At 61.8% G+C, this 20980-nt stretch carries 25 protein-coding genes; 18 read left to right on the top strand and 7 right to left on the bottom strand.

The genetic code is table 11. The features are described 5' to 3' along the window. Positions 1 to 54: 54 nt before the first annotated feature. The 4 genes from LDB29_RS15715 to LDB29_RS15700 form a co-directional block, all read right to left on the bottom strand. Positions 55 to 324 (bottom strand): 3TM-type holin, encoded by a 270-nt coding sequence (locus tag LDB29_RS15715; protein ID WP_044661281.1) that lies wholly within the window; start codon positions 322 to 324, stop codon positions 55 to 57. A gap of 9 nt (positions 325 to 333) precedes the next feature. After that, positions 334 to 873: a glycoside hydrolase family 108 protein gene (locus LDB29_RS15710; protein ID WP_044661282.1), complete on the bottom strand. Its 540-nt coding sequence runs from the start codon at positions 871 to 873 to the stop codon at positions 334 to 336. A 408-nt stretch (positions 874 to 1281) separates the two neighbouring features. Continuing rightward, positions 1282 to 2511 carry a hypothetical protein gene (locus LDB29_RS15705; protein ID WP_257554791.1) on the bottom strand — a complete coding sequence of 410 codons (1230 nt, stop codon included), beginning with the start codon at positions 2509 to 2511 and terminating at the stop codon, positions 1282 to 1284. Then, a complete protein-coding gene (locus tag LDB29_RS15700; RefSeq protein WP_257554790.1) occupies positions 2508 to 2903 on the bottom strand; it encodes a hypothetical protein in 396 nt (131 codons plus the stop codon). Before LDB29_RS15700 ends, LDB29_RS15705 begins: the two co-directional genes overlap by 4 nt. A 258-nt stretch (positions 2904 to 3161) precedes the next feature. Here LDB29_RS15700 and LDB29_RS15695 point away from each other — a divergent pair, with 258 nt between their 5' ends. The 4 genes from LDB29_RS15695 to LDB29_RS15680 all read left to right on the top strand — a co-directional run bounded on the left by LDB29_RS15695 (position 3162) and on the right by LDB29_RS15680 (position 7934). After that, on the top strand, positions 3162 to 4001 hold the full coding sequence (locus LDB29_RS15695; protein ID WP_257554789.1) for a hypothetical protein: 840 nt from the start codon (positions 3162 to 3164) through the stop codon (positions 3999 to 4001). Between the two features lie 27 nt (positions 4002 to 4028). Further along, a complete protein-coding gene (locus LDB29_RS15690) occupies positions 4029 to 5153 on the top strand; it encodes a hypothetical protein (RefSeq protein WP_257554788.1) in 1125 nt (374 codons plus the stop codon). Continuing rightward, positions 5150 to 6370: a hypothetical protein gene (locus LDB29_RS15685; protein ID WP_257554787.1), complete on the top strand. Its 1221-nt coding sequence runs from the start codon at positions 5150 to 5152 to the stop codon at positions 6368 to 6370. The genes LDB29_RS15690 and LDB29_RS15685 overlap by 4 nt, the downstream gene beginning before the upstream one ends. A 124-nt stretch (positions 6371 to 6494) precedes the next feature. Beyond that, positions 6495 to 7934: a hypothetical protein gene (locus tag LDB29_RS15680; protein WP_257554786.1), complete on the top strand. Its 1440-nt coding sequence runs from the start codon at positions 6495 to 6497 to the stop codon at positions 7932 to 7934. A 52-nt stretch (positions 7935 to 7986) separates the two neighbouring features. Here the strand turns inward: LDB29_RS15680 and LDB29_RS15675 are convergent, their stop codons facing one another. The 3 genes from LDB29_RS15675 to LDB29_RS15665 all read right to left on the bottom strand — a co-directional run bounded on the left by LDB29_RS15675 (position 7987) and on the right by LDB29_RS15665 (position 10220). Continuing rightward, complete coding sequence (locus tag LDB29_RS15675) at positions 7987 to 8355, bottom strand: hypothetical protein (RefSeq protein WP_257554785.1); 369 nt, start codon at positions 8353 to 8355, stop codon at positions 7987 to 7989. A gap of 123 nt (positions 8356 to 8478) precedes the next feature. Further along, positions 8479 to 9096, bottom strand: coding sequence for an NAD(P)H-dependent oxidoreductase (locus LDB29_RS15670; protein ID WP_257554784.1), 618 nt, complete (start codon positions 9094 to 9096; stop codon positions 8479 to 8481). An 11-nt stretch (positions 9097 to 9107) separates the two neighbouring features. Continuing rightward, a complete protein-coding gene (locus tag LDB29_RS15665; RefSeq protein ID WP_257554783.1) occupies positions 9108 to 10220 on the bottom strand; it encodes an endonuclease/exonuclease/phosphatase family protein in 1113 nt (370 codons plus the stop codon). A 1078-nt stretch (positions 10221 to 11298) separates the two neighbouring features. On the opposite strand from LDB29_RS15665, the gene LDB29_RS15660 reads away from it, so the two are divergent. The 14 genes from LDB29_RS15660 to LDB29_RS15595 all read left to right on the top strand — a co-directional run bounded on the left by LDB29_RS15660 (position 11299) and on the right by LDB29_RS15595 (position 20845). Then, positions 11299 to 12225 (top strand): toprim domain-containing protein, encoded by a 927-nt coding sequence (locus LDB29_RS15660; RefSeq protein WP_257554782.1) that lies wholly within the window; start codon positions 11299 to 11301, stop codon positions 12223 to 12225. Between the two features lie 40 nt (positions 12226 to 12265). After that, the gene (locus LDB29_RS15655) at positions 12266 to 13900 is read left to right on the top strand and encodes a PRTRC system ParB family protein (protein ID WP_257554781.1); all 1635 of its coding nucleotides are present in this window, start codon (positions 12266 to 12268) and stop codon (positions 13898 to 13900) included. Between the two features lie 37 nt (positions 13901 to 13937). Next, positions 13938 to 14372, top strand: coding sequence for a PRTRC system protein E (locus LDB29_RS15650; RefSeq protein WP_257554780.1), 435 nt, complete (start codon positions 13938 to 13940; stop codon positions 14370 to 14372). 47 nt (positions 14373 to 14419) lie between these two features. Continuing rightward, complete coding sequence (locus tag LDB29_RS15645; protein WP_257554779.1) at positions 14420 to 14626, top strand: PRTRC system protein C; 207 nt, start codon at positions 14420 to 14422, stop codon at positions 14624 to 14626. Positions 14627 to 14629: 3 nt separating this feature from the next. Then, on the top strand, positions 14630 to 14851 hold the full coding sequence (locus LDB29_RS15640) for a hypothetical protein (RefSeq protein WP_257554778.1): 222 nt from the start codon (positions 14630 to 14632) through the stop codon (positions 14849 to 14851). A 40-nt stretch (positions 14852 to 14891) separates the two neighbouring features. Next, positions 14892 to 15797, top strand: a complete 906-nt coding sequence (locus LDB29_RS15635) for a hypothetical protein (protein WP_257554775.1) — start codon at positions 14892 to 14894, stop codon at positions 15795 to 15797. A gap of 8 nt (positions 15798 to 15805) precedes the next feature. Further along, positions 15806 to 16624, top strand: a complete 819-nt coding sequence (locus LDB29_RS15630) for a PRTRC system protein B (RefSeq protein WP_257554773.1) — start codon at positions 15806 to 15808, stop codon at positions 16622 to 16624. Next, positions 16621 to 17283 (top strand): PRTRC system protein A, encoded by a 663-nt coding sequence (locus LDB29_RS15625; RefSeq protein ID WP_257554771.1) that lies wholly within the window; start codon positions 16621 to 16623, stop codon positions 17281 to 17283. The genes LDB29_RS15630 and LDB29_RS15625 overlap by 4 nt, the downstream gene beginning before the upstream one ends. Then, positions 17273 to 18061 carry a PRTRC system ThiF family protein gene (locus tag LDB29_RS15620; RefSeq protein ID WP_257554769.1) on the top strand — a complete coding sequence of 263 codons (789 nt, stop codon included), beginning with the start codon at positions 17273 to 17275 and terminating at the stop codon, positions 18059 to 18061. Before LDB29_RS15625 ends, LDB29_RS15620 begins: the two co-directional genes overlap by 11 nt. Beyond that, positions 18058 to 18333 (top strand): hypothetical protein, encoded by a 276-nt coding sequence (locus LDB29_RS15615; protein ID WP_257554767.1) that lies wholly within the window; start codon positions 18058 to 18060, stop codon positions 18331 to 18333. Before LDB29_RS15620 ends, LDB29_RS15615 begins: the two co-directional genes overlap by 4 nt. Next, positions 18330 to 18602, top strand: a complete 273-nt coding sequence (locus tag LDB29_RS15610) for a hypothetical protein (protein ID WP_257554765.1) — start codon at positions 18330 to 18332, stop codon at positions 18600 to 18602. The genes LDB29_RS15615 and LDB29_RS15610 overlap by 4 nt, the downstream gene beginning before the upstream one ends. Before the next feature lie 63 nt (positions 18603 to 18665). Next, positions 18666 to 19145 carry a hypothetical protein gene (locus tag LDB29_RS15605; protein WP_257554763.1) on the top strand — a complete coding sequence of 160 codons (480 nt, stop codon included), beginning with the start codon at positions 18666 to 18668 and terminating at the stop codon, positions 19143 to 19145. Positions 19146 to 19205: 60 nt separating this feature from the next. Further along, positions 19206 to 20408 carry a hypothetical protein gene (locus LDB29_RS15600; protein ID WP_257554761.1) on the top strand — a complete coding sequence of 401 codons (1203 nt, stop codon included), beginning with the start codon at positions 19206 to 19208 and terminating at the stop codon, positions 20406 to 20408. 110 nt (positions 20409 to 20518) lie between these two features. After that, on the top strand, positions 20519 to 20845 hold the full coding sequence (locus LDB29_RS15595) for a hypothetical protein (RefSeq protein WP_257554759.1): 327 nt from the start codon (positions 20519 to 20521) through the stop codon (positions 20843 to 20845). Positions 20846 to 20980: the final 135 nt, after the last annotated feature.

Raw genomic sequence — 20980 nt, 5'->3', positions numbered from 1 at the left:
CCGCGCTCATTCGAGCGCCTTCGCAGGAACAGGATAAGGGGCAAGGGGCGCCTCTTACCGCTCTACCCCCTTCGCCTTCCCCCAGGCCCGCGCCGCCGTATAGCCCAGATAGCCCGTCCCGAAGAGCGCATAGAGCGGCTCCGGCAGGGCGTTGAAATAGGCTCGCATCGCCCGGATGATCCCCGCCGCCACATCGGGCCGCACCCCGCCGACCAGCCCCAGCGGCACCGACCACAGCAGCAACCCGTACATCATGTAGAGAAAGGCCGGCCGCGCCCGCAGCGTCCACCGGTCCCCCGCGACTCGCCTGCGTGAAGACGTCATCCCTGCCTCCTATCCGATCCGGTTGGCGAGCCAGCCATAGAGAAAGGCCTCATTGGCCGGCCTGCTCTCGGCCAGCGCCAGGTAGCGCTCGCCCTGAAGCGCTTCGAGGGCTTTCAGCAGCACCTTCTCGCCCGCCCGCCCGCGAACGGCCAGAAAGGCGCCCAGCGCGGAAAGCGTCTTCGCTCCCACCGCCTGATCCACCTTCAGGTCGGCATAGTCCCGCCCGTTGCGATTGAGCGCGTTCAACGCCCGCTGCAGGAAACCGCCGGCCGTGCCCGGCCCCATGTTGACCGCCGTGTCGAACAGTTCCTCCGCCACCGCCGGCGCCAGTTCCGCGACGAAGGCGAAGCCCGGCTTCTCCCAATAGAGCCTGCGATAGATCGCCTCGGCCACCGTCCGGGGCATCGCCCGCATATCGCCGCCATAACCGTTGGCCCGCGCTACGGCCTGGGTGATGCCGAAATTGGTCGGTCCGCCGCGATCCGCCGGATGGTTGCCGTAGCCACCCTCCCGCGCGATGACTTCATCGATCAGAGCCGCAATATCCATGAAAACGCCCTCCTGTTCCGGAAAGGCGGGTCATTTATCCCATTTGGTTAGCTGTAGGACAGCGGAAAAGCGCTGGCGCAGGCGAAATGGAGAAAAATGGGAAAAAGGCAGGCAGGCCGGAAAAGGCCCTGCCGGAAATTTGGTCGGCCTTCGCGTTGTCCTATAGAACTTTTTGCGCGGCTCCAAGTGGCGATTTCCGGGTTCGAATGGAGGAAATCCGGCGCGATGAACATGGCTGGCTGAAGGCAGCATGAGCTCAAGGCCACCGAAACGGAAGGCGTTGCTCGTCCGATGGCAAGAAGGAACGACACGGCAAGTGCTGGGACGAAATGCCCCAAATAATGTTGGGGCAATCTCCGCGAACCATGGCAATCCTGGTGGTGCATCGAGATTGGCAAATGGCGTATCTCAAATTTCGGGGAGTTCGGCGGCGAACAGGATGTCGGCCTCCGGAATTGCTTCCACCCAGCCCTGCAGTGCATCGGTAAAGCCCGATAGGGCTATGGTCAGATGGTCGAGGATTACTCCGTCGAGCTTTGACAGTGGCGCACCGAAAACGGCCGCGACTTCGGCATATTGTGCGAGAAGTCCTTTGACTCGGTGCCAGCGCTCGGTGAGGGCGAGTAGTGGTTCGCCCTTGAACGCAAGACGGCGTGCGAGGGCGGATCCTGGTGCAAACTCGGCCACGCGCGCAGCAAGGAGGCTGCGCAGGGTGAAGAACATCGAAGCGGAATAAAAGAACCACAGAGGGCCGAGCAGGATGCGACCTCCCTCACTGAGCGGCGCGCCTTCGAATATGTCGTCGCGCCAGCCCCAACTGCACGCGAAGAAGCGGAAACCGATAAGGTCGGCCGCCTGCTCTAGGGCTTGGTCGATGGCAAAATCGGGATTGATCGCGTGAAGGACCCGATGCGCGAGCTCGTGGGATAGTGCATAGTCCAGCGCCGAGTAGGAAAGATGGCTTTCCAATGTGTAGGGCTCGTAAGGGTTGCCGTCGGGACACAGGATTTCGCTTCGTGCCATGAGCGCATCAGTAGGATTGTCACCAGGCTCTGCGGGATGGAAGGCATGATCGGTCAGGAGGCGAGCGAAGAGTCGACGCATCGCTGGCGGCATTGATGGCGCGATGCCAGTGTCGGAGTTTGCAAGCGCGGACCATGCTTTGTCCTCGCCGCGTCCAAGCGCTTCATCGAAAGCACGGGCGGAGAGCATCAGCAGCTCCTGGTAGACATAGGGCACGATTACGAAATGAACCGGTGCGACGATGATGTGTTGAGGTGTAGCGAATCCGTAGCTTGTGCCGAAGCTTGTGCGAACTACGACGTCTTGGAGCAACGCTGCATCCTGCGGATTAACCTTCCACCAGCTGCTGAGTTGTTGCAGACATCGGGCTTGAAGCGTCGCTTCGTTGGCACGGGTCCAGAGCAGGGGGTCGGCCGCGAAGTCGTACCCGAGCGCCTGGATCGCACCGCCCATCGTTCGGTCTACCAGCCCCATATGGACGATGGCCGCCTCAATCCCCGGAGATTCGGCCTCGGGGTTGCGTAACAAGGCATCAGCCTCGGCGTCCTGATGCACTGGGTCGAGCAAATGGGCGATGGTAGCCCATGCTGCCTCGATGGATGCTCTGTCGATCAAGCGGGTAGGTTCGGGCAGAAATTGCGGGCACCAAGACGAACGACGAGGACAGCGGCAAGCGCCGCATTGAGCCCAATTCCTGCCGAACCGATGATGCTTGCGATTACCGCAGCGAGCGCGATAGCATCTCCGCTTTGCTGCGAGGTGATGAGAGCCTGCGCCCAGGGCTCTTGGAGGCGCGGGCAGATGGCTCTCTGAATACCGCCTCGGGCATTGCGAAACGCGGCACGTCCTTTTTCGATGAGGTCGCTGCCAAAGGCTTCATGGCCGGGGAGGCCCCCTGCGAGGCCGGCATAGAGCGCGTCCTCAGACGTGAGCGTTTCGTCGAGCAACGTCGCGACGAAAGCGCGCAGGGGTTCGTTGGCGTCTGGCGTTGGCGTCATCGTTTTCATCAGGCTACGTTCCAGTCAGCAAAGAGATAATATGATTCGTTGCGGAATCTGCTGATCATCGCGCGTCTAGCTAGAGACAACAAATGCGAAACAGCGGCGTCGAACCACTCGATGTAAAAAAATTCTTTGCCAAATTTCCCTGCTGAAGTGTCTTCAATGATAGGGCAGAATAGACGTCCAGATTGCTTCCGTATCGGTTCTGTGGGGCATTTCCAAATCAGTCGATCGACGGATGGCATAAACTGTAGGGGGGCTTCGATGGGAGTTTGTTCAGACCGTTCGGTTAACTACCTCAAATCGTTGAATCTAAACGTAATACTGCATCCTCTCGAAGATTTGGCGCCTCTGGCCCTGCTCGGCGAATATAAGGGTGCTCGCGGAATTATTGGGACTCTGAGCCAGCTTGCCGAAGAACAAGGTGGCAACCTTCCGCAGATTACGTCGGGCGAAGCCGCCAACATTAACGGCCAGAAGAGCAGTAAGCTGCCTATCGAGCTTGGCCTCGATATACTCGGCAACATCATTGGCGCCATGGGCGGTAATCTAGGCGTGAAAGCGGCCTATGAGCGCGCCAGCAAAGTCGAGTTCAGCTACACCGGGGTGACGCGCCACCGAGCCAATACGATCGAGATCGGCGACTACCTAGAGGCGTCCAAGGTGCGGTGGGATCACCCGATCTTGAAGAAGTATCTGTTCGGTAAGGGGCGCCTTTACATACTCACAGAGATTGTGGCTTCGAAGAAGCTGGGTGTCACGGCTTACAATCGCGATAATAGCAGCATCAAACTTGAGGTGCCGGTGATCAAGGAGTTGGTCGGTGGCTCGCTATCGGTTGGCAAGGACACAGAGACGACCACGACCGTCACATACGAAGGCGATAAGAATCTGGCCTTCGGTTTCGTGGCGATCGAGCTTTCCGCCGGCGACCGGGGTGACGATGGAGAGTTTGATCTCGTTTTCCGCCCGGTAAAAGCGGGTACGGTCAGCTTCGGCGTCGGTGCGGGGCAAGGTGTCGTGTTCGCTGATTTTGAAGGCGCGCTTGCGGAACTCAAGACGGTCGATCCAGCGGAGCTTGGCGAGGGTGAACTATTCGCCTGATTAAGCAAGAAGCGGGATAGCCAGAAAATGACTCAATTGGTGTTTGTGCACGGCGTCGCTACAAGGCAGACTCCAGCATATACAGCCGAAATTCAGCTTCGAGATGAGCGGTTCCGCAAACTTGCGATCGGAGCAGAGGCGGGCATCCACAATCCGTTCTGGGGGGATCTCGGCGCTGCCTTCGCTTTTGGGGAGCAATGCCTGCCGCGCAGCGGTGACGTGCCCACGCCATTCAGCCTCGCCGGAGGCAGTGCGTCAGTCGGCGCAACTGGCGGTGTGTCGATCTCAGAGATTGCGGCCGTGGATTTCCCTGCTGCAGTGGACACGCTCTACACGGTGCTCATCGAGACCGCAGCGACGCAGAATCGGCAGCTTGATCCTGAGGAATTTTCTGAAATGCAGGCCGCCGCCGCCTACGCCGAGGTCAATCCCGCCCCGGCTTGGATCAAGCCCGACATGACCGACGCGGCATTCATCGACGCCTTGCGAGAGCGCCTCCAACGCGAAACTCCTGCCGCCTACGGCCTGCTCGATCGCTTGAAGGCAGCCGCCGGCACCGTTCTGGATCGCGGCAGGAATCTGGTTTCGTCGGGCGTTGTCGGCCTTACCCGTGACAAGCTTAACCCGGTGGTTGCCAGGTTCGTCGGCGACGTGTTCGTTTATCTGCGCGCCGGCGCTGCACGGACTGATATTCGTCAGCGGGTGGTAACGGAGTTGCTCGCAGCACGCACCGATGCAACCGCGAAGGCTGAGCCGCTGGTTGTTGTAGGCCATAGCCTTGGCGGGGTCATCCTGTACGATCTCCTGACCGATCCCGTTGGTGCTGGTTTACCGCCGGGTTTCAGCATCGACGTTCTGCTGACCGTGGGCTCGCAACCGGGTTTCTTCGAGGAACTCAAGCTGTTTGCAGCAAGCGATGAGTCGATTCCGTCGCTTGATCATCCGCTGGCAGAAAAGCCGGCGTCGGTTGCGAATTGGTGGAATGTCTATGACCCGGTCGATGTCCTGAGCTTCCGCTGCCAAGGGATATTCGAAGGCGTCGAGGATTTCATGTTCAGTTCGATGGCGGGCGTGATTGACGCCCATACCAGCTATTTCATGCGCCCCCGCTTCTTCGAGCGTCTGCGGTCGCGGCTGCAGGCGCTAGCATGACGCTTATCTATCAACGACAGGTCAACGGCGCGGCAACTCATGCCTTGATCATCGGCGTCGGTGCCTATCCAGACGCCAAGATGGACAAGTTCGTGCCAGGCACTACACCCGAATTGCTTAAAGACGTGCGCGACCTTCCCAGTGCCTCCGCAGGCGCGGCCGCTTTTTGCGATTGGCTTATCGGCGAGGCCGCGCTTGATCAGCCGCTTGCTTCCATCGCAATGCTGTCCAACGGTCCTGCACCAGCTCATGGTCAATATACTTGGCACGCTCGTGTCCAGCCAGCCCAGTTGAACGGCAACGCGCCCTCAGACCCGCGCGGAAATCCTGCGGTCGGTGTGCCGAACACGGCCAACGTAACCTCAGCAGGCACCCAATGGCTCTCGCGGCTTAATTCCGTGGCTGGAAATGTCGGGATTGTATTCATTTGCGGTCACGGCGTCGCCGTGACCTCGCAGCCCTTCGTGCTGCTGGCCGATCTTAATCAGAATCCGGTCAATCCTTGGGGGGCATTCCTCAACATGTACGACCTGGGTGTCGGCCTCAAGCAGGCACCCAATGTGTCGGCCGCGTATCTTTTCGTCGATGCCTGCGGTGAGATGGTGACGGATTTGTATGTCCAAAACCCCGGTGTCGGGGCGAAGTTTATTCGTTCCGATCCATTTGTGGGGGGAACTGAAAAAGTCACATTGATGGCGGCAGCTGCGAGCAGCTATTTCACCTACGAAGACAGTCCGACGACTGGAGGTCGCTTTACGCAGACCTTATTGCGCGCTCTTCGCGGAAAATCCGCCCGCAATCCGTCAGGAACCGCGCAATGGGGAGCATATCCTATTGCGATTCATGAGGATTTGAAGAGCCTCTATTCACTGGAGCAGCGCTGGCAGCGGCAACCGTTCGAGCCTGTGTCACCGATGCTGCCGACCACGACTGCGGCGATTGTGACCTATCCTGAGCCACCCGATGTGACGGTAAATGTCGTGCTCGATCCGACCCAGGCGCTTTCGATCGGGACAGTGAGTATCCGCGACCCGCAAGGCGCAATTCTGCACACCTGTCCTGGGATTGCTGCCGACAGTTGGCCGCAGCCGATGCGAGCGAGCATCTATCCGCATTTCGTCAGCGCGTCGTTCACAAACGGTAGCGGTTATCGCGATGTCGAGCAGGTGTTCTGCCCCAATCGGTCGCTCTATCATCATCTGGTCAATGTCCGATGAGTGGAGGCAGCGCTTGAAAACTGTGTCCTTCTTGGCACCCCCCGACGCTGTCGCGGCCCGAATTCGGATTCTGGGACCGCAAGGTGAGATGCAACTCGAAAGACGAGGCGTTGGCTCGGAGAGTATGACCACGCCTTCGAATCGCGAGGTGATGATCCAGGACGTGGTTCCCGGCGCCTATGCCGCTGTCATCGAGCCGCTGGGTGAAGCGCCGACCTTTTATTCCTTCGTTGTCGATGACCTTACCGACAGAATAGACGCGCCAGCGCTGTCGGAATTGTCCGGATCATCGGTTTCCAAGGACTGGCTGGAGCAGTTTTCCGGCAGCGTGTGGTCGAAGCCGACGGAGGGTTTTTCTACGACAGGACCGCAAGTACGGGAGATGGGTGCGGCCTCATCCGCAAGCGATGACGATTCTGACGGCGAGGCTGGCTTCGACGACATTGACGACCATGTCGATTTGGGCCTCCCGCCCGGACATGCGAACAAGTCGGCGTTGGTGGACGACAGCGGCTCGTTTACTGGGCGTGAAGAGTTAAGTGCGCCTATTGATGCACGCCGTTTTTCGATTGGCCTCTCGGTCGATACCAGGCCCATGGGTTATGGTGGCTGGCGGCCCTATGTGGGTCCTTGGCCGACCTCCTTCTCGAAAGCGCGCGATCGCGCTGACGCTTTTGATCATGGCGCCGTGCTTGAAAATGTGAAGAGTGCGCGGCTGCACATCCAGCGCGACCACATCACGCTCATCTCCAGCAAGGGTGATGCGAGAGGAATGCCCTTGCCCGCAGACGGCGCACGGCTGAGGCTGTCCGTTTCTATCGAAGGGCTAAGGGTCGAGCGGACGCTGGTGCCACTGTTCGCCGGTGGTGTGACCGTCGAATTTGCGTTGGACCCGTCAGGAGGGTTGCTCCTCGACGTCGCGCCGGTCGATCTGGAAAAACAATCGCTATCCAGGGCCTTGTCCTCGGCGGTTGGATCCGAGGGACAGGGGATTTGGAGCGACTTTACGCGCCGCACGCCGGTCACCGACTATATTTCGGGGGACATTCCCGAAGATCCGTGGACTACGATCCTGGCGATGCTGTGTGCAGTTCGCTTCCCTGCCATCGAGGAGCGCGAGGCCCTGCAATGGGCGCCGAAGCTTGCCGGACAATTCGGTTGGATTCCCGACAGCCATGTTCTTCTGGCCCGCAGCCTTTTGATAGGAACTGCGCCGGACGACCGGGTGGCGGCGGCGGCGGAAGCTTTGCGCGCGTTGTCGATGGCGCGGAGATTGGGCGCCCCTTATTTTGCTTATACGAATACATTGCTGGGAGATATGCTGACCGCGTTACGCGATGGCGCTCCAGAGGCGGAACAAAGAGCCCAAGCCACCAAAGAAATGGGATATTGGTCCCGGCACCTACCGCATCAGCGCGCTGCTGGCTCTTCGTTTAGTTGGGTCATGTCGAGCGGTGCGCGGTCCCGCGGAGGACTGGATGAACGTTATTCGAGCATTCTCGCATTCGGCTCCGTGAATGCAACTGCTCTCACTGTCACGCCAGTCGTCAAATCCGTCGATTAGAATGCGTTGTGCGGTCCGATCCGAACCATAAGGAGAGTCGCCGCGCTTGCTATTATTGCGCCAGTCTTAAGGCGCGCTGCCGTTCAGCTTGGCGCATAAGTGCGGGATCGATTTCTGGTTTTTTCCAGCGCGCTGCAGGCCCCAGCGTCGCGAGGTCCTCTGGATAAGTCAGGAACGTAAACACTTTGTTGGTGATCTCGATCATCAACTGTTTCATCTCAGCGTCGGAGATACGAGAGAGTTGAGTCCAGGCAATCTCCCCAAAGGGCGTTACGACTTTTACGTCGCCATAGTCACCGGTGGCGCTGTCGGGCACTGTGCCAGAGTGTAGCGTTTCCAAAAAGGTGTTGCGTACACATTGCTCGACAAGCGCGAGAGTAAAACGGGTCTTTTCAGTATCGGTTAGGGTGTCATTGGACATTATCTTCTCCCGTACTGCCACGGTGCTTTCGAAAACGATTCTGCGAATGGACCGACAATGATGAGTGTATCGGAATATATCACTTCTAAATATCTTATATAAGATCAAGAGAATGCCGTTTCTCTAGCTCGGAAGAACGGCTGTCAGCTTTGTGGCACGTTTCAGGCCGGAGGTCGTTGTCGCGAGCCGTTTGACCTTTCTCCGCCATGCGGCGATGTTCTTCTGGACGCCGCCCTGACGGACTGGCCCGAATGTGGTGATCCGTGCGGGCTTGAAGCCGCAGAAACCCAGAATCTGGCCACGCCAGCGGCGCACGACCGGGTTTCCGTAGGCGAGCCAAAGAAAGAAGGCAGGCGTATCCGTGGTAATCAGGACATCCGCCGAGCGTCCCGCCAGCAGCCGGCTCCAGAAGGGATCGTCGTTGTGATACCGAAAAGCGAAGCCGGGCAGCAAAACCCGGTCGATCAACCCCTTAAGCTGCGCTGGCTCGCTGCCCCACCACATCGGAAAGCCTACCACCAGATGATCGCAGGCCGCAATGGCGGCGCCGATCCGTTCCAGATCGGGCTCCCAACCCTGAACCTCTTTATAGCCGCGCCGCAGGTTCGGTTCGAAGGCAAGATCGCGCACCGCGATACGCTCGATCTCGACCTCTTGGCCAAGCGCGGCCTGATAGGTATCGAGGAGATGGCTGACAAACCGGCCTGCGTCGGGATGGCCGTCGAGGATGAGTACGCGCATCGCAGTCTCCGTCAAAGGTCGATTTCCGCCCACAAAGCGGCATGATCCGACCCTGCATCGGCCGATCTGCCGACTTCGGGATAGGCCTCCCAGCGCCTGGGCCGCGAGCCTGGCCACATGCCGGTGCGGAACACGCCCCCAGATCGCACACGCTCAAACAGCGAAGGCGACAGCAGCATATAGTCGATCTTATTGGCCGCGTTGCACAGTCCATAGGTGCCAGGATAACCACCATCGTCGAACGCAGGATGCGTGAAAATGTCCGCAAGCTCGGTGTGATGGAGCAGCGGGGCGAGTGGGGGGCTCGACGGTGTGTCGTTGAAATCGCCGATGATAGCGACATGGCGCGCGCCGTTGTCGATCAGTCCTTTATAGATTTCCGCAATCCGTTCGGCCTGCGCCTTGCGTTTGGCGTCGGACGCAGCCTTGCCGCCATAACCCTTACTCTTGAGGTGGTTGACCAACACCAGCAGCGTCTCGCCGGTCGGTGTCGTCACCTCGAACTGCGGGCAGTCGCGCGAGAAGACTGGCTTGCCGTTCGGCAGCCGGTCGTCGACGCGGCTGCACATGGTTCCAATCGGAAAGCCCTCGCGGCTCATCAGTCCGACATCGATGCCCCGATCATCATTGCCGTCGATCAACATGACATGGCGAAACGGCGTGCCGCCGAGCGCTGGGAGAATCTCGGTGTTGAACGCTGACAGAACCGGGCGACTTTCCGCCTCGATGACGCCGAGCACGTCGGCCTGAAGATCCATGATAACCCGCGCGGTGTTGCGCATCGCATGTTCATTGACTGGTTCGTCGCGAAGCTCCAGCGAGCCCACCCAATCGGCGCGTCCGTCTGCCTCGATCACGACGCCACCATCCTTGGGCCGTCGCAACAAACCGCCGCGGTTGCGTCGCAAGATGACGAACGGGCCGGTGTCGGATTTCTCAAGGCCGAGGTCGTGCATCAACTCGACCATCCGGGTTTTTTCGGCAGGAGAATAGGTGATCTGACCTAGAAGTCCGTTGAGTGTAGCGAACTTCTCCAGAACTGGGCGGCCTTCTTCCCAGCTATCGAGATTCATCGCCTTGGCGCGATCAAACAGGTTTTCAACGTTATAGACAGCGAGCTTCATGGGCTTTCTCCATTTTCTTCAGCTATTTACCCAATTACTGTTGCGGGTCCGCGACGAACATGGGAGCCAATATTGAACAGCTATCGCTGACATGTTCGTTATCCGCGTTCCGACGCAGGAATAGCTAAATCGGCAACGGGGTTTCCCCGCCAAAAGGCGGATTGACCCAATAATAATTCAAGCCATGATCGGGTGATTAAATTCCGTTTCGACGATGCCGGGGGGCAAACAACCGAGCGGTCCGCGTCAATTTCTGCGGCGACCCGCGAAATGGGACGGAGAATATCACCCATGCAGTATCAACGCCGAATTGAATCCATGTTGGAAGAGGACGGTCAACTGGCCGTTTTTTCGACTCTTTGTAAGTCAATCATCACAAGCAGGACGCAACTGGCGGGATTGTTTGGCTCACTCTGCTCGGACCCAGGTGGCGAGATGCTTCTTGATCTTTATTGGCGTGACAGCCAAGATCTGAAAACCTCGCTGACGAGTTTATGGCGTGCTTCAAAGGCCTCAGAAATGACAGCCCGGCACTGTCTGGCTGAAATGGAGGCACAAGCCATTGTCGAACGCTTGCCTGATCCTCTCGACAAGCGTCGCACCTATGTTCGGTTAACCAGCTCTGGCCGAGAGAAAATGGATGCCTGTTTTCGAACTCTCTTGACCGGATTTGCTCAAGCCTTCCAAGATTGCACTATTCCGTGCACAGACACCACTCGGCCCCAGGATCATTGCCCCTGGAGTGGTAGTTCGTTCGCAGCCTCATCAGCGGCTGCCCGCCACCGGTCTCGCTCCTCAGGTCAAAGAACAACATCAAACCACGCAAATAGACGGGCCTGAAAAGACGTCCGGCGCGCGAGACATGGCCGGCGAGTACTCCATAGAATCGCAGTTTTCCGGGACAGGGATGCTTGTCGAACAACGTTGAACCGCCAGCGCGATACCAAAGAGGTCACACCGGCAACGTTTCCTTGCCTGACGAGACCCTACAATCCCATCGATTAGGTCTGGTGGGAAAAAACGTCGGAAGAGAAGGGGGCTTTGGTTTGGGAAGCAAGCTCAAACCGGAGTGTTTCCCATGGCTCTTTCACGAACCAGCGCTGACCCTCGCCTGCATGCCGCCGCTGCGCGGATCGTCAAATCGCTCGGCAGCGAGTGGAAGCCGTCAGGCGTGATGTGCCGTTGCCCGGCGCACAACGATCACAAGCCAAGCCTGTCGGTTCGGGTCGGCGAACGTAGCGTCCTCTTCAGATGTTTTGCCGGTTGCTCGACCATTGACGTCATCCGAGCGCTTCGCGCCGGTCGACAGCCTATCCCGACTGCTGATGCCGAAGTCGAATTGGCGTATGCCCACGGCCGCGAGCGACAACTTGCTGGCCGTATTCGTTCACTTTGGAAAGAGGCGCGTCCAATTACCGACACGCCGGCGAGCCGATATGCGGCAATGCGCGGTTTCACCGGGCCACATTCGGCGTTGCGTTATCATGACGGAGTACCACTTGGCCGCGGCGCTGACGTCTGCTTCCGACCCGCGTTGCTCGCTGCGCTCGAAGCTGACGTTGGGGTGATCGCAGTGGAGCGGCTATTTGTCGATCCCCATACCGGATTGCCGGCCAACGATCTCGATCCGCCGAAGCTTCTGCTTGGTCGCCCGCTCGGCGGCTCGGTTCGTTTCGGGGCGACGACCAATATTCTGGGTCTCGCAGAAGGCTGGGAGACGGCCTGGTCTGCACACATCCTGCTCGGCATTCCGGTCTGGGCTTCACTCGGCGCGGATCGGCTACCGCTGGTGACAGTACCGGAACGGGTCGAGCATTTGATCCTGCTCCCGGATGATGACGCGGCAGGCCGTCATGGCGCGCGGCGAGCGAATGAGGTCCATGCACTGCCCGGACGAAAGATCGAGACGCTGTTTCCGGATGGAGGCTTCAACGACTGGAACGACCGTTACCGGTCAGGAGGGGGAGGGGGAGGGGGAAGGGGATGGGTGTCGCAAGTGGCCTGAGGGTCAGCTGCGCTCCGCTCATTCTACCAGGAGATCAGCCTTGAATGCACCACAGACACGGTGGCCCACCACGCTGCCGCTCTCCAGAATCGTCAAAGGGGACAACCCTCGCCGATACTTCGACCGAAAAAAGCACGAGGAAATGGTAGCTTCGGTACGGCTGCGCGGCATAATCCAGCCGATATTGCTTCGTCCGCGGGGTGACGTCTTTGCCATTGTCGCCGGCGAGCGCCGTTACAGGGCGGGGCTGGAGGTTTACGGCGCCAGCGGCGAAGTGCCGGTCATCATCCGCGAGATGACGGATCAGGAAGCGCTCGAAGCCGCGATCGCCGAGAACGACGACCGTGACGACCCGTCCGAGACGGAGCAGGCGGATGCCGCCGTCCGCTACCTCGCGGCGTGCCAGGGCGACCGGGCCGAGGCAATACGGCGGCTCGGATGGTCGCGGGACAAGTTCGATCGACGCCTGGCGCTCGCCAATCTCTCCGAGGTGGTCAAGACCGCGCTCGACGAACGCCGGATCAAGCTCGGCCATGCCGAACTGCTCGCCGCGGTTCCCGGCGACAAGCAGGACAAGGCCCTCGAAACGATCCTGAAAGCCGGTCTCGACGTGAACAAGACGCGTGAACTGCTGATGCGCGTCACGCAGCATCTCGGCAGCGCGTGCTTCGACAAGAGTGAATGCACGACCTGCTCATTCAACTCGGCTAAGCAGCGCGCGCTTTTCGAAACCCATGTCGAAGACGGCTATTGCACCAACGCGGCGTGCTTCGAACTCAAGGCCGAAGCGGCTGAGGTGATCCGTTTCGAGCAGGAGGAGCGCGCCGCGAAGGCGGCAAGGGCGGCATCTCCGCCGATCGAGGCGGTCGAAGACGACGACCACGATGATGCGATCGAGGAAACCGTAGCATCGACCGACGCTCAGCCGCGCTCGGAATACACCACCTCGAACCTGGATGGCAGCGGAACGCGTGACACGACGCCCGCCGCCCCGGTAAAATTAGCTACCAGCGCCAGTACGGTGGACAAGCCAGCCGTCAACGGCAAATCCCTCGCGGCCCGCACCGCCGAGCTTCGCGAGGCGACGTGGCGAACCGCGCTTGCCCGGGCGCTCGCCGGCAATGCCGAGCACGCTCGCACGACCGTCCTTGTCGCGGCGATGTCGGGCACGCTCTCGCAGATCAAGTCCGATACGCTGACGTCGCGCGCCGGCCTGCTGGTCGGCCCCGCGTTTCCGGACCACGACTATAGCGCCAAGATCGCAGCGATCCGCGCGCTGCCCGACGCCCGCGCCGTGAATGTGCTTTCCGTCATCGGCGCCGCCTACGCCAAGGATGTGGTCAGTTTCGGCCATGTCGCCGATCTCGCCAAGATGTTCGAGGTCGACCTGCGCGATAGTTGGCGGGTCGATCAGTCGTTTCTCGAGCGATACACGAAGGGCGAGCTTAAATTCATCGCCCAGGAATGCGGCCTGATCGCGCATGTAGGCGAGAAGCGTTTCGCGAAGATGCTTGGCTCAAAGAAGCCCGAGCTGATTATCGGCATGCTCAATCGCATCGGCTTCGATTGGGCTGGGCGCCTGCCGAGCGCCATGACCCTCGACGGCACTTATGGCCCGCCGCCGGACCGCGCTGCCCGCCAGGCCGAAGCGCCGATCGCAGAACTTGCTGCCTGACCCGCTTCCCTACACCCCCGGACAAAGGACTACCGATATGCTTGTTACAAGCCTGCTCCCGCTGCTCGCCCGCTATTCGCTCGGCTTCGATCTGGTCGCCGGCCCCGACGAGACCGTCACCCTGACCATCATTCCGCGCAAGGCGGACCCCAAGTCTGCTGCGCTCGAATCCAGCGAGACCCGGCCGATCTCGATCACCGCGAGCGCCGCGGAGATCGATGCGGAATTGGCCCGTGGCTCGGACGGCGCGCTCGGCCAGCTCATCGCCACGCGCAGGACGCTCGCCGACCAGATCGCCGAGCAGCGGCAGGCGGACGAGGATGCCAAGGCCGCCGCCGCGGAAGCCGCGAAGGCAAAGGCTGCCAAGGCTGCGGCGAGCAAGCCCCCGGCGCCGACCACTCCGCCGAAAATCCAGACGCCGACCAGCCCGCCGACCGGCGCCAAGGCGGATGAGCCCGCCACCCTGTTCTGAGCGCCGCCGCTCGAACCGTTCCATCATCATCAACCCGGAGACCTCATATGCAGATCAATCAACTCGCGCGTGTGTATCGCTATGACGGCATCGACCTTCCTGTGCCGCCGCATCTCGCGGGCGACCCGGATGCCCTGCGCGCCTATCACGCCACCCTGTATCCGGCGATCCTCAATGCCGAGATGGTCGACGCCGGTGTGACCGGTGGCGCGCACGTCACCGAGTATCGCCGCGCGGTCGGCACCAAGGGCTGATCCATGCCGCACCGCAAACGCCCGGCCATCCCGGCCGCATCCCGCAAAAGCCTCCTCGAATGGATCGAGAACGATGGCAACTCGACCGATATCTCCCAGCTTGCCTGCAGCAGCCAGGCCCAGGCGCTCCATGCGCGGTTCCTCGCCGACCCCTATGACGGGAACCGCGAAACTCCCGAACCGCTTGCATCTCCCTCCGCCTTGCGCCTCCCGCCGCTCGGCTGACCTTGCGGGGCGTGCCGTCGCGATCTCGGCGGATATCCCCGTGATATTCGATGTGCCCCTGCCGCCCCATCACAAGCTGATCGGCCGCTGGGTCGCCACGCGGGAAACGTCGGCGAGGCTGTTCACTCGCCCGGAGGCCCGTCGACATATCGAAGGCGCTTTCAACGCCGCCGTGCTGAAGATCCTAGATCCCATCGAACTCGCCGACTTCAGGGTCGCCGTCATTCTCAACGAGGAGGATGGCACGCCCGCGATTGCCGTGATCTGCCAGAGTCTGGGCCAGATCGATCTCGGGTGGATCGAAACCGGCGATGCCCCCATTCCCTGGCGTGCCGCCGCTTACAGGGCGCTTGAACAATGCCTTGGTCGTGTCCTTCCGATTTTCGGATACGAGGATCTCTTCAACGAGATCTCGATGTATTATTGGGATGGCGAGATCGACGACCAAGCCGCGCGTCAAAGCCTGATAGCCTATCACGGCGCGGACGCGGAAGAGCTCGACGAACTCACGCTGCCGTCCGAGATGAACGCGCGTCGGCCCGAATGGATGATCGAGGAAAATGCGGCGCCATCAGCGCGGCTCCCGGCGGGTCTGCGCCGGACGCTGAAGAGATTTCACGCCGCGCATAAAGCCGTCGGCGCTCTTCGGCCCGAACGCAACGCCTGGGACTTCGATCTCCAGGTCGCCTACGACTATATCCCCGGCATCGAGGAATGCTCGTCCCTTCCACCGCTCACGCTCGTTCCCTTCGATCACTTCGCGCGCGAACTGGACGACGTCGGCCGCAACGGCATGGAGATGGGCTTCATGGAGGTCGCCGGGCTCTGCCCGCTGCCGGACGCGGATTCAGGCCACATCGACGACTGGTTCGCGTCCTTGGCGGTAGGCGCGGAATTCCTGCTCGCGGCGCAAGAGCTGATCCAGCTTGATCCAACCCAGCTTTGAGGTGACTCATGTCCGACCATTCAACCCAGTTCGAAGCCGCTGGCGGCGGTTTGGTCCTGAGGGGCGCGATCCTGCTCTATCGCAGCGAAGGTCCGCGCAATTTCAGTTCCCATGGCCCCCATCGCGGGGACACGGCGGCATTCGCCAGCATGCACGCCGTCGAGCATGACGAGGAGGGCCGGCCGGTGATCGCTTCGGGCGTCCCGTTGTCACGCGCACACCTGCGGCAATGGACCGAAGCCCTCGGGCGAACAGTCCGGCCGGAGCTGCTCCCGGAAAACGTGCTGGTCGCTCACCCCGACATGCTCGCCTGGTGGGTGCCGGAACAGGTGCGCCCGGCCTATTTCAACCTGTCGACACGCCTGGCGGGGCTTCGGGTCCTGACGCAACGAACCGTGGTGCCCGTTCCCTATCCGGCACATCTGTTCATCGCCACCCGGTCACGTCTCGGCGTCTATGCGCTCCCTGCAAATGAGCGCCCCGTCGCCGAGACGCGCCTGCTCCACTCACCGATCCTCAATGTCTTCGTCAATGGCGCGCTTTGCTGGGGCAATATCCCGATACCGCGCGCGCTTGCCGCTTCCTCCATCCCCGAGTTCGAACGGGCGGTGTTCGACAGCTGGTCGACGCACCCCAATCCCGGCCAGGAGTTCACCGTCAGCGGCAAGGGCGGCCTTGTCCGGCTCTGGGACGATCTTGCCGCCCGCCGGGCGAGGCGCTTTCCGGTCAAGCGTCTCAAGCCGTTCGGCGCGAGCGACAGGCGACAGGGACGGCGCGCATCGACCGAGCCGATAACAGTCGGAATGCTGACAGGAGGCTCGAGATGACCGTCTCGCTCGCCGACGAGCCCACGGCGGCCGCGCTGCTTGCCGATGTGCCCTGCTATCCGGTCCCGCGTCACGGAGGATCGCCCGCCCTCGATGCGCTTCGCGCCGCTCGCGTCGGACGCGGCCTCGCCGTGGGCAAGGACGGCGTCCTGCTGATCCTGCGCCGTCCGTGGCTCGCGCTCGACATCCCCGTCACGCCGCCGATCGCCGCGCACCTTCCTTATGGCAGCGTCGGCGGGCCCAAGGCAGACCTGCGCTGCGGATTCATCCCCGGCGCACATCTCGGATCGATCCTCGACCATCTGCGGGCCGCGCTGCCCAATGAGGCAGCGGCATTCGTTCTCTGGAACGAGGCTACGCGAGGGTTCGCCGTCGAGTTCCCCGTCATCGACGAAGCCACGCCCTCGCGCCTCGTCTATCGCACGCCGGTCCTGCCGCCCGATTGGCACATCGTCTGCGATATCCATAGCCATGGCACCGGAGCGGCCTTTTTCAGCGCCACCGACGATGCCGACGACGCGCACGCGACCAAGATATCGCTTGTGTTCGGCCGGTTGGATCAGCCTGACGGCCCCACGAGAGCGTCGCGTCTCTGCGCCGGCGGCATGTTTCTTCCGCTGCCGCGCAGCCCATTCGCAGGAGATCCTCATGCCCCCTGACACCAGCGACCGCCATTATCTTCCCGCCGAATTCGGCGACCGCGCACTCAAGGTTCTGCTCGTAGGCTGCGGCGGCAACGGCGCGCAGATGCTGATGGGGCTAGCTTCGCTCGACACCGCATTGCGCGCGATCTCCTCGCGATCGCTTCATGTCACCGTGGTCGACGACGATATTGTCACCGAAGCCAACCTCGGCCGCCAGCCCTTCTTTCGCTGCGACATCGGCAATTCGAAGGCGCGCACGCTGACCGAGCGGATCAACCTCGCGCACGGCCTCGCCTGGAAGGCGGTTCACGGGCGCGCGCCCGGGAAGGTCGGTGTCGAAGGCGCCGATATCCTCATCACCTGTGTCGACACGGCGTCTGCCCGCCGCGCGATCGGAGCGGCGCTGGCCGAGGAACGGAACAGTCCCGCCTACTGGATGGATCTCGGCAATCGTGCGAGCGACGGTCAGTATCTGATCGGCTGTCCCGGCAGGGCCGCGAGCAGGGATCGCCGGCGCCTCCCGACCGTGCTCGAATATTTCCCCGAACTCGCCGACGACAGCGTGCCGGACGACGATACGCCATCCTGCTCCGTCGCGGAGGCGCTCGAACGCCAGTCGCTGTTCGTCAACCGCGTCATGGCGAGCCACGCTCTTGCGCTGCTGTTCGAGCTGCTCGGTCGAGGCTCCATCGGCCACGCGGGCGGCTTCATCAATCTCGCGAGCGGCCAGTCCGTTCCGATCCCGTTGCCGCAGGGCAGCGCGAACGAACCCCTGGAAGGACAATGCGCATGACCTCGATCACCCAGAACCAGTGGACTCTTCACTATACGATTGGCCGCGTTCTCGCCGCCAAGGTCAAACCCGGCGACGTGGTTCACATGCCGGGCGGGGGCGGCGACCTGATCGTGCTGGATGGCCGCGCTCCGCTACGGGCCAACGACCGCGGCAGCATTACCGTCCGTCATGCCATTGCCGAAGACGGAAAGCAGTTCGAGACGCAGCCCGGCGCGCTGGGCATGGTCTGGATCAGTGCCGCCGGTGGCTGGTCGGAGCTGCCAGCATGAAACTGCACCTTGTCCATGTGTATACGACGATCAGGGTGAAAGTCGCGGTGACCGCTGAGGATCACGCAGGCGCCATGCGCCAGGCGGAAGCGATCGTCGGGAGCGGGATCTTCCCTGTTCACCTCCTTCCCAACACCGCCGCGGTGCTGGAAGCGGAGCCCGCCGAGGAGATCACCGGCTTTCTGGTCGACGAAGCGGACGATCCCGAGTTTGAGAATAGCTGCTCCTACGACGCGGAATGCCGACGGCACGAGGATAGCCCCGCCTGATCGCAAGAAGGGGAGGAGGAAGGGAAAGGCGCTCCGTTTGGTGGAGCAGTCTGGAGCTTCCCCATGAACATAGAACTACGGCGCGTCTCCTACAACGCCGCGCTCTCGCAGGAAACGAGCGCCTTTACCGCCGAGGTCTGGATCGATGGCGAGCTTGCTTTTCACGCTCGCAACCAGGGAACGGGCGGGGCGGACTTCTATCGTCAGGTCGGCCGCTGGACCGAGGCTGAGGTCAATGCCTGGCTCACGGCCAATAGACTCCCGCGCAGCCTTGGCGAAGACCTTGCCTGCGACCATGATCTCGAGATCGAGGTGAGCGATCTTCTTTCTCGCGCCGTCGAGGGAAAACGCCTCAAACGCCTTCTCCGCACCAATCTGATTGCGATCGAACACGATCAGATCCTGCAGTATCCGCTGCGCAAGCGTCCGCTCGCGATCATCGCTCGTGCCGTGCGTGCCACCAATCCCGATGCTGTCATCGTCAACGACGCCGGCGACGATGTGTTCGCGCGCGCCCTCGACGTGCTGCTCGCCAGCCGCTGACACTCCGGATCGGAAGTGCCCATGACCAACGACTTCGATCCCGCCGATGCGGGATGCTGGATGGCGCACGGCCGTCCGGCCCACCATGCGCATGCGCTCGCCGACGCCTGGCGCCGCTTTCCCGATCTGCCGAACGACGCGCCGCTGGACGAGCGCATGGCGCGTGGCCGCGAGCGCGTCCAGGCGCTTCGCCCGCTCAACGAGGCGATAGGGCTGGAGACCGAACGGCAGCGCCAGTCCGCGAACTTCGCCTGCGTCGAGCGCCAGATCGCCGAGGGGAGCACCGACGGCCGCAAGGCCTTCATCCTCCATGCTCGCGACGTCCATGGCTATGACTGGGACGCCGCGTATGCCTATGCGGATGGTCGCTATGCAGCCGAGGCTGGATGGGAATCGCGTCCACCGTCACCATACCGCGCAGGGGAACAGGAGGTCCGCCGCCTCGCCTACCAACAGGGGTTTCTGGATGGCGGCGGTCAGCCCGACGACATCTTCGATGCCGCACGGCGATCATTTACGGCCTCTCGGGCCGAGATCGCGCACCTTGAATGGCCGCGCGCCACGCGGCCGCTTCCCAGCCAATGGCCAAGCCCGACTGACATCCCGGCACCCGCGTCCTGGCATCGGCGCTTGCTGTTGCTCGGCACCTCGGAACGCGAGACAGGCGCGATTGGCATCCTCGCGATGCTGCACGAGCGGCCTGGCCATGAGGCTACGGCCCAGTTTATGGTCAGCGCCGACACCGGGCTGCATCGGCTATCGGGTTTGCCGGCCCCACCGCCTGGCGATGCCACCGCGCTCCGCCAGATGCTGCGCCAGGGCGACTATAGCGATATCCTGATCGTCGCGGGCGATGCGGAACTCGGCCGGCTCGATGCCGAAGCCGATATCCTGCCGCTCGCGCGAACGATGGAGCGAACCCGCAATTCGGTGCTCCAGCAGCGCGCGCAATTCCGGCTCTGGCTCGCTCGCGGTCGCGCGCCCGGTGACCAGTTCGCCGCCGGCCATATCCGGTGGAGCAAAATGGCCGCCGGGCTGTCCGGACGCCTTGGCGATTTCACCGCCCGCTACGCCGGTCCGGCACAACCGCGCGGCCACCGCATCGTCGTCATTGAGGATAGAAGCGGCGATCTCGCCCATGGCTATCGTACGCCGTTCGGTGAGGAACTCCATCCCGAGATCGTGATCGGCAACAAGGCGCATGCCCGAACCGCGATGGCCGACCTGCTGCGGAAATATGCCGCTTCGCTTCGCCTGGGCTGATCCTGGGTTACCGGCCCGGCGGAACGCGCAGATGGGCCCTGTCGAGTAGGCGCGTCTTGGGTGGGAAGGGGGAAAGGATTGGTGGAAATTCTGACGAAGGACTTCTGCCAATGAATTCTGCCCTTACCAATGAACTTGCCGCTCGGGCCGCCGAAGGCTGGCATCCGGTCACTCTCAGCCAAATCAAGCAGCAGTTGCGCGATCTGGGATACGCCCTCGACCGCACCCTCGACTGCCGCTCAAGTGCCCGCATCATGACAGGTCCTCGCGCCGGACAGACCTACCCCAGTCTTTCGACCGGCATCAAGGAAACGGACACCGGGCGTAGCGCTTTCCACGTCGATGCCCGGCGCGACACCAGGTTCCGAACACTTCAGAATCTTCGATTTGAGGTCGGCCTCTACACCGTCCTCAATGGCGCGATCCTCGACCTCTGATCGAAGGGGCTGCGCTTCATTCCATCCATGGCTTGGCGCGAAATGACCGGCCAAGCCTTTGCCGCCCGCGCACGAAACCAGCCCACCTGAACTGACGCTCGGCGTGAGGCTCCCGGATTCCTGACATCCCACCGG

This window comes from Sphingobium sp. CFD-2, from assembly GCF_024611135.1.
Taxonomy (GTDB): Bacteria; Pseudomonadota; Alphaproteobacteria; order Sphingomonadales; family Sphingomonadaceae; genus Sphingobium; species Sphingobium fuliginis.
Note: the sequence above shows the minus strand (reverse complement) of the source record. Positions and strands in the feature narration are given on the sequence as shown.